Origin of the sequence: Marinitoga sp. 1154, assembly GCF_013363285.1 — a bacterium.
Lineage (GTDB): Bacteria > Thermotogota > Thermotogae > Petrotogales > Petrotogaceae > Marinitoga.
Window position 1 is genome coordinate 1 of sequence record NZ_LBFB01000066.1, and the last position, 811, is coordinate 811.

Annotated in this window: 1 protein-coding gene; it reads right to left on the bottom strand. The window is 25.5% G+C overall.

Going from position 1 to position 811, the window contains the following annotated elements:
• Positions 1 to 192: 192 nt before the first annotated feature.
• Positions 193 to 603, bottom strand: coding sequence for a transposase (locus XO12_RS11110; RefSeq protein WP_175420351.1), 411 nt, complete (start codon positions 601 to 603; stop codon positions 193 to 195).
• Positions 604 to 811: the final 208 nt, after the last annotated feature.

Genomic DNA, 811 nt, shown 5'->3' on the forward strand with positions numbered 1-811 from the left:
TCTTTTCACCTTTAGTATTCAAAGAATAACCTTTAAAACATTTATTTTTCCTACTATAACGATTAACAGTAAAAAACAATCTTGATTTAAAATAGAAAGTGCTACGTTTAATCTTATAATGATTAAGTAAATAGTCTAAAGAAACACCAAAGTTAGTATATTTATTAATAATCAACAAATCACCAATAAAAGTTACTTTCTTTTCTGTTGTTGTTTTTTTTTCAAAAAATTAATTTCATCCTCTTGCATTTTAATAAGAAGTTCTTTTTCAAGAAGAAGACGTTCATAATATTTAAGTTTTTTTTCTAAAGCAACAGAATCATTAGTATTATCTGAACTAGACTTAATAATACCAGCAGATTCGTATATAACAGGAGGAACCTTAGAAATATCAGAAATCATAGAACTAGGACGACCTTTTTTTGAATGAAACACATTATCGTCATAATTAGAATCTTTATATTTTTTAACCCATCTTGCAAAAACAGAATCTGGAATAGAGTATTTTTCACAAATATCTCTTTGAGTTAATGAATCATCAGAAAGATATTCTTTAACGACAGATAACTTAAATTCAGGTTCATAATTAGTTCGTTTTCTCATTAAAAAACACCCCTTTCTTTTTTTCAATTTTATGATACCACTTTCTTATTTTTTGTCCAAATCTTGTAGGGGGTGAATACGATATGGGACTATATGATCAACTATTCAAAGAAATATTTCAAGACAAAGATATGATTATTGAATTTATCAATTTGTTTCTACCATCATTAAAAAAATTTAATATCACTCCTGATAAAATTACCATTGA